Genomic DNA, 6,469 nt, shown 5'->3' with positions numbered 1-6,469 from the left:
CAAGCTCGGCGGCTGGAACGGCTACGCCTCGGCCAAGCCGCCGGGCCCAATCACCTTCTTCAACGGCCTCAAATACTTTCGAGCCGTCGCCGATGGATGGGCTTTGCGAGATATGTATATGCCCTAGCCTCCTTGTGGGGGAGATGCCCGGCAGGGCAGAGGGGGGGTGCGGCACGGCACAAAGTGCCCTCCGACGCCACCGCCCCTCACCCGTCCAACGTCTCTTTCACCACAACAGCAAGCTGCTTCAGCGAAAACGGCTTCGGCAAAAATCCGAATTTCGCCTCCGGCGGCAGATTGCGGGCGAAGGCATCTTCGGCATAACCCGAGACGAAGATGAACTTCATGTCGGGATAGGTCTTACGCAGCTCGCGCAGCAGCGTCGGGCCGTCCATTTCGGGCATGACGACGTCGGAGACAACGATGTCGACCTTGCCGTCGAGTTCTTCCAAGATCGCCAGCGCCTCGACGCCCGAGCCCGCCTCGTGCACGGTATAGCCGCGCGTTTCCAGCATGCGTTTGCCGCCGCGGCGCACCGCCTCCTCGTCCTCGACGAGAAGGATGACGGCCGATCCCGTCAGGTCTTCCGGCTGCTGCGGCGATACCGGCAGCGGCGCCACGTCGGCCCCGGCGATGGCGCCATCGATCGAACCCGCTTCTGCCGCCACTGCCGGCTCTGGGATGTGGCGCGGCAGGAAGACGCGGAAGGTCGTGCCCTTGCCGACTTCGGATTCCGGCTGGATATAGCCCCCCGACTGTTTGACGATGCCGTAGACCATGGCGAGGCCAAGTCCCGTGCCCTTGCCGACATCCTTGGTGGTGAAGAAGGGCTCGAAGATCTTGTCCATGATTTCGGGCGCGATACCGGTGCCGTTATCGGCGACTTCGACCAGCACCATGTCCTCGGCCGGCATATAGGAGTAATTGAAGGCCGAGACCTCGGCGGCGGTCAGATTGCGGGTGCGCAGTGTCAACGTGCCGCCGTCGGGCATCGCGTCGCGGGCATTGACGCAGAGGTTGATCAGCACTTGCTCGAACTGCGAAAGGTCAGTTTTGACCGGCCAGAGGTCGCGGCCATATTGCACGTCGAGCTTGACATTGGTGCCGGAAAGCAGCCGATCGACCAGCATGCGCAGGTCGCCGACAACATCGGTGAGGTTCAGCACCGAGGGCCGCATCGTCTGCTTGCGCGAGAAGGCCAGCAGCTGGCGCACCAGCACGGCGGCGCGGTTGGCGTTGCGCTTGATCTCTATCAGGTCTGCAAAGCTGGCATCGGCCGGCCGCGCCTGCAGCAACAGGTGGTCGGCGGAAAGCAGGATCGCCGTCAGCACGTTGTTGAAATCATGCGCGATGCCGCCGGCAAGCGTTCCCACAGCATTCATCTTCTGCGTCTGCGCCATCTGCGCTTCCAGCGCCTTCTGCTCGGTCACCTCGACGGCATAGACGATCGCCGCCTCCTCGGGCGCCTCGTCGCTCTGGTCGATGACGGCATTGACATAGAAGCGGAAATAGCGCGCCTCGTCGGTCGGCGTGCGGGTGTCGAGGGGCGCGATGTCGCCCTGCCGGTCCTTGGCCGCCGCCAGCGCCGCGGCCAGCTGCGGCCGGTCGCTCTCCTGCACGATGGTTTCAAGATGCGGCGCCTTTTCGAGATCGTCGCGCGAAACCACGCCGGAGAACATCTTCAGGAACGGCGCATTGGTCCGCAAGATGCGCCCGTTGCCGTCGACCGAGGCGATCGCCATCGGCGTATTGTTGAAGAAGCGCGTGAAGCGCATGGCGGCGGCCGAAGCGGACTGGCTGCCGGCATCGCTCTTTTCACGCGCCAAAACGATCGTCCGGCTTTCGCCGGGCGCGCCGTCGCGCATCGAGGTGACGCTATGGATGATCTGCACCGGCAGGCTCTGGCCGTTGCTCTTGCGCAGGTCGAGATCGAGCGTCACGGTCTTCTTGAGACCCGGTTCGGCCTGCACCGACTGGATCAGCGCCAGTCCCTCGCCCGCCACGACGTCGCCGATCGTCATCGAGCCCGGTACGAATTTGGTGAGGTCAAGGCCCAGCCATTCGGCAAGCGTCGCATTCAGGTAGAAGATCTCACCCTTCCTGCCGGCGGAAAAGAAGCCGGCCGGCGCATGGTCGAGATAGTCGATCGCGTTCTGCAATTCCTTGAAGAAGCGCTCCTGGTCGTCGCGCTCAGTGGTGATGTCGGTGATCTGCCAGATCTGCAGCGGTTTGCCGCCGTTCTCCTCCGGCCGCAGCAGCCGCGCCTTCAGCCGGTACCAATGCGCGCCGGAACTGTTGCTGCCAGGCCCGACGGCGCGCAGCAGGCGAAATTCCTCCCGGCCTTCCTTGCCCTCGCGCAGGCCGTTGACCAGCCTGTAGAGCGCCTCGTTGGATTCGCGGTGGCGCGACAGCAACGTTTCCAGCGTCTGCACCTCGGTCGCCTTGCGCGCGCCGGTCAGCGCGCCATAGGCGGCATTGGCATAGATGATCCGGCCCTTTTCGTCGGTGATCAGCGTACCGTCGGGATGGCTGTTGAGGAAGGCGCGCGCCAGACTGTCGGATTGGCGCTGCGGCATCACCTCGATGAAGCCGATGACCGAGGATACCAGGAAGAAGATGCCGACCATGGCGAGCACGCCGAGACCGCCAAGCACGACCTCGTTGTCGAGCGATTTTTTGAAGAAGACGAAGGCGCCGGCCGCCGCGATCAGCACGAGCGCCAGCAGAAGAATGCGCAAGACCGTGCCAGAACGCCCCCCACGATCCACAAGCGGTGCGTTATAGTCGTCGGCCTGACGCGGTTTCGTCATATATTCCTCACATAAGCCCTCCTGCTTCGTAGCACGAACACGAAGCAGGAATCAGGCACTCTTTACCTTCTTAGCAATTTGCCGCGTCGGCAAAAACACCGCTAGCCGGCAAGACTGCTTGAATTCACAGGCAACAGCGCCATCTGCCCCGAAAGCGCAGCGCAGCCGCCCGGATGCAAGGTCGCCGGGTACCAAGCAGCGGAACACGAAATCGCGTTCTCCCGTGACTGGACAGCACCGGCGGCCCTTGCCTAAGGAACGGAAAAGTCGTCAATATGTGCTGAATGCGAAATGGAGTGAGTGACTATGTTGGATGATGTTGTCGGAGCTTATGGCAGCCGTTTCCTGCTTGCGGCCGGTGGCGTCGGTCTGGCGCTTCTCCTGCTCATCCTCGTGCTCTGGGTGATCCGCAGCCGGGCGCCCTCGCCCTTCGTGCGCGGCGGCCGCAACCGCCAGCCCCGCCTGCAGGTGCTGGATGCCGCAGCCGTCGATGCCCGTCGCCGGCTGGTGCTGGTGCGCCGGGACGACGTCGAGCACCTGATCATGATCGGCGGCCCGAGCGATATCGTTATCGAAAGCCGCATCCTGCCGGCAGCGGCCGAACAGCCGGACAGCGCCAGCCGCCCGCAACCCGTCGAGCAGCGGCCGATATCCGTCGCGCCGCCGGAAATGCCACAGGAAACGCCACCGCGCCCGCCGGTCGCAGCCCGCGTCGAGCCCGCCGCCGAGCCCTCTTTCGCTGCGCCGGCTTCGCCAGAGCCGCGCCCGCGACCAGAGCCGTCGACCCAACCGTCGATCCGACCGCCAGTCCAGCCGGCTGTGGCACCGCCGGTGGTCACGAGCCCTCTTCCGGCAGAGCCGGTGACTGCTCCCCTGTCGGCCGAACGCGACAATCCTCTGCGTGCTGCCCCGCCCCAGCCACGCCCGCCGGAGCGTCCCGCCGCTCCCCCAGCGGCGCAGCCCGCACCGTTCCACGATACCTCAAGTGCCGCCGAGATCCTCGAAGCCGCCCGTCAGCGCGTGCTGCCGCAGCACCGCATCGAACCCGAGGTCTCCGCCCCGCCTGTCCAGGAGATGCCGGCGGCCGCACGCGCCGCACCTGGTAGCGCCGAAGACGATGCGGCTGCGCAGTCGGCAGCAGCGAGCCGTCTTGATTTCCAGCGGGTGCTGGAACAGGAAATGTCGAATAATCTGACAGCTGAACGCATCGTGCCGGCGCCGGCAAACCAGGCGCCCCGGCCCGGAGCGCCGCAACCCGGAAACCTGCCGCGCCGCGATCCGGAAATGGCCCCGATCACCGGCGCCGATACCGATCTGCAAAAGGAAGTCGCCCGCATCTTCGGCGAGATGAGCGTCAACCGCGACAAGTGAGCGGAAACGCAGTCCGGCTTCAAGTTGCATAAAAGCCGCAATGCGGCGACTTTTAGTTCCCGATGTGTCAGGGGGCTCCATCTTGTGCTGATAATTTGTTATCGCTTCGGTTGAAGAGCATTGGCGCGTCGAGGTCATACTTTGCCTAAGTAAATACCGGTCTCACTCCAGTTTCACCCGTACTGCCGGACAGCGACACGCTGACGGCGTATGAACACGTTCATCGGGTGGTGGCGAGAGACCGGTCTGGCATTGTTACAATGTGCCATGTGCAGCTCCGCTGTCTCAGCTCTTCAGCCGCCCACAACATCGCCACACCGCGCCCGTAGGGGTTTTCTCAAGCACCATCTTGGTGGACTTCCGAACGGAAGACCAGCGCGATATGTGCAATACCCTACGGGTCCGATGGACCATTCTGGCGAAAATAGCGCCCCAGCCCTGGATTGTATGCAGCGGCTGCGGGGGCCTCAGAGCTTTCCGATGCAGCGACAAGATCCGGCTCAACGCCAATGGCCGCAAGCTCGATGCCTGGCTTATCTACAAATGCTCGACCTGCGAAAAGACATGGAACCGTCCGATCTTCGAGCGTCGCAATGTTCGCGATATCGATCCCGCAGTCTTCGAGGCATTGCAGTCCAACGATCCGGATTGGATCCGGGCAGAAACCTTCAACCTCGAAGCTCTCAGGCGCAAGTCGCAACGTGTCGACGAGTTTGCCGAATTTGAAATCGCAAAAGAGATGCAGCAGGACATTGCCAATTGGACGAGACTGGAAATCGAACTGATGGTCCCGTTTCCATCAAGCACGCGCCTCGACCGCCTGCTGGCGTCCGAGTTGCAAGTTTCACGCACCCGGCTACAAGCTCTTCACGATGGTGGCATGCTACGGACGGATTCGAATCGAGCCGACGTTTTGCGGCGGCGGATCAAGAACGGCACCAAGCTTGCAGTAGACGTCACCGCCGAGACCGGCCGGGAGCAATGGTGGAGGTCTGTGGCGACCGGAAGCGCACCGTAATTGTAAAAGGCGCCGCGATCGGATTGCGGCGCCTATTCTGCTCTCATGCCTGCATGAAAACTCTCATTCGTCGCGATAGACTTTTTCGCGGCGTTCGTGACGCTCCTGCGCCTCGATCGACAGTGTCGCGATCGGGCGGGCGTCGAGGCGCTTGAGGCCGATCGGTTCGCCGGTTTCCTCGCAATAGCCGTAGGTGCCGTCTTCGATGCGCTGCAGTGCCGCATCGATTTTGGAAATCAGCTTTCTCTGCCGGTCACGGGCGCGAAGTTCGATCGCCCGATCTGTTTCCGACGACGCTCGGTCAGCGAGATCAGGATGATTTGCGCTTTCCTCGGCCAGATGGTCGAGTGTCTCGCGCGCTTCTCTAAGGATATCATTTCTCCATGCAACCAGCTTGGCCCTGAAATAGGCACGCTGGTTTACGTTCATGAACTCTTCCTCTTCCGAGGGAACGTAATTGCTAAGATCGATCTTCTCACTCAACGCGATTCTCCTGAAGAACATCTCATCTGGCGGGGTGTATATCCCAAGCGCTAGCCGCGATTCAAGCCAAATACGACAGGTAAACAGATTTTTAAATCTGTCACAGTTTTCGGCTAACAGACTATTTTCTCATCATTATTCCGGCCTGCGTTTTTTGCTTCGCCTTCAAAACGCCGTGTTATCGGCCGCGTTTTGGGCAGCTGGAGCAGCGCTGACGGTTGACGCCGGCCGATTGCAACCGCTACTGAAAAGGCCCGCTGGATCTTGGATTTGCCCATGACCGTACCCCTGCCTCCGCCCAACCGCGTCTATCTGCTGCGTCACGCCGAGGCCGCCGGGGCCGAACCCGGGCAGCGCGATTTCGACCGGCCGCTCAACGAAAAGGGCTTCGGCGATGCCGAAATCATCGCCGATAAGACCGCCGACAAGGGCTACCGTCCCGATCTTCTGATCAGTTCTACGGCGCTGCGCTGCCGCGAGACCGCCGATGCGGTGTACCGGGCGATGGGCCTTACGCTCGAGGTTCGTTATGTCGACGCGCTCTATAACGCCACGGTCGACAACTATCTCGAGATCATCGATTCGCAGGATGAGGCTGCTGTCATGCTGGTCGGCCACAATCCGACAATGGAGCAGGCGCTGGAGGCGCTGATCGGTCACGAGGCTATGGCAGGCGCCCTTCCCGGCGGCTTCCCGACGGCAGGCCTTGCGGTCGTCGATTACGACGCTTCCGCCGCCGTCTGGCGCCTCGCCGATTTCGTGGTCGTCTGAAGACTTTCGCGCCTCT

The 6,469-nt window shown here is 62.5% G+C and carries 5 protein-coding genes; 3 read left to right on the top strand and 2 right to left on the bottom strand.

What is annotated here, in order from left to right; genetic code table 11:
• Window positions 1–206 precede the first annotated feature (206 nt).
• Entirely contained in the window at window positions 207–2,810 is a 2,604-nt protein-coding gene (gene cckA, locus ACIPSK_RS32305) for a cell cycle histidine kinase CckA (RefSeq protein WP_162119640.1), read from the bottom strand.
• 300 nt (window positions 2,811–3,110) lie between these two features.
• Between cckA and ACIPSK_RS32300 the strand changes: the two genes are divergently transcribed.
• Entirely contained in the window at window positions 3,111–4,181 is a 1,071-nt protein-coding gene (locus ACIPSK_RS32300) for a flagellar biosynthetic protein FliO (RefSeq protein WP_162119641.1), read from the top strand.
• A gap of 382 nt (window positions 4,182–4,563) precedes the next feature.
• Window positions 4,564–5,199, top strand: coding sequence for a DUF1062 domain-containing protein (locus tag ACIPSK_RS32295; RefSeq protein WP_168724997.1), 636 nt, complete (start codon window positions 4,564–4,566; stop codon window positions 5,197–5,199).
• A 63-nt stretch (window positions 5,200–5,262) separates the two neighbouring features.
• On the opposite strand, the gene dksA is transcribed toward ACIPSK_RS32295, so the two are convergent.
• Complete coding sequence (dksA, locus tag ACIPSK_RS32290; protein ID WP_017964517.1) at window positions 5,263–5,682, bottom strand: RNA polymerase-binding protein DksA; 420 nt, start codon at window positions 5,680–5,682, stop codon at window positions 5,263–5,265.
• A gap of 276 nt (window positions 5,683–5,958) precedes the next feature.
• Here dksA and ACIPSK_RS32285 point away from each other — a divergent pair, with 276 nt between their 5' ends.
• Window positions 5,959–6,453 carry a SixA phosphatase family protein gene (locus tag ACIPSK_RS32285; protein WP_162119643.1) on the top strand — a complete coding sequence of 165 codons (495 nt, stop codon included), beginning with the start codon at window positions 5,959–5,961 and terminating at the stop codon, window positions 6,451–6,453.
• Window positions 6,454–6,469 lie beyond the last annotated feature (16 nt).

This window comes from Rhizobium sp. LARHSG275, from assembly GCF_052871115.1.
This window is presented reverse-complemented; position numbering and strand designations above follow the sequence as displayed.

What these genes read in the sequence shown, in the direction of transcription:
- cckA (WP_162119640.1), bottom strand. Translation starts at nt 2,810, where the DNA reads ATGACGAAACCGCGTCAGGCCGACGACTATAACGCACCGCTTGTGGAT.
- ACIPSK_RS32295 (WP_168724997.1), top strand. Translation starts at nt 4,564, where the DNA reads ATGTGCAATACCCTACGGGTCCGATGGACCATTCTGGCGAAAATAGCG.
- ACIPSK_RS32285 (WP_162119643.1), top strand. Translation starts at nt 5,959, where the DNA reads ATGACCGTACCCCTGCCTCCGCCCAACCGCGTCTATCTGCTGCGTCAC.